1 protein-coding gene is annotated in these 746 nt (G+C 77.9%); it reads left to right on the top strand.

Translation table 11 applies throughout. From position 1 onward, the window contains the following. Nucleotides 1-734, top strand: a 734-nt coding sequence (locus B7L92_RS36205) for a bifunctional DNA primase/polymerase (protein ID WP_081241418.1), incomplete at its 5' end; no start/stop codon positions are given. Between the last annotated feature and the right edge of the window lie 12 nt (nucleotides 735-746).

Raw genomic sequence — 746 nt, 5'->3', positions numbered from 1 at the left:
GGACGCCGTGGCCCGGGCGGCGCGAGTGCGGCCGCCCGGGCCACGGCGTCCACGACGCCTCCACCGACCCCGTCCGCATCCGCGAGCTGTTCGCCGCCGCGCCCCGCGCCACCGGCTACGGCATCGCCTGCGGACTGCCCCCGCACCACCTCATCGGCATCGACCTGGACACGAAGGCCGGCACGGACCCCTCCGCCGCCCTGCGTGAACTGACGCGGCGTCACTCGTTCACGATCCCCGCCACGGTGGTCGTGCTGACCCCGAGCGGCGGCCGCCACCTGTGGCTGAGCGGCCCGCCGGACGTCGTCGTCCCCAACTCCGCGGGCCGCCTCGCCCCCGGCATCGACGTCCGGGGCGCCGGCGGCTACCTCGTCGGCCCCGGCTCCCGTACCGACCACGGCACCTACACCACCGCCCCGGGTACCGCCCAATTACCCCCGGCGGCCTGCCCGCCCGGCCTCCTGCGCCTGCTCCTCCCGCCGCCCCGCGCGCACCGCCCGACGCCCCCGTCGACCGGCGAACACGGCCGGGGACTGGTCCAGTTCGTCCTCGCGGCGCACGAGGGCCAGCGCAACACCCGCCTGTTCTGGGCGGCCTGCCGTGCCTACGAGGACGGCATCGGCCCCGCCCTCGTGGCCTCCCTGGTCGACGCGGCCCGCAGCACCGGCCTGTCCGAACGCGAGGCCCGCGCGACGATCGCGTCGGCGGCGCGGATGATCGGGCACCGCCCCTGACCGCCCCCCCTC

Source organism: Streptomyces viridosporus (assembly GCF_002078235.1).
GTDB lineage: Bacteria > Actinomycetota > Actinomycetes > Streptomycetales > Streptomycetaceae > Streptomyces > Streptomyces viridosporus.
The sequence above is the reverse complement of the archived record's forward strand: the minus strand, read 5'-3'. Positions and strand labels throughout refer to the sequence as shown.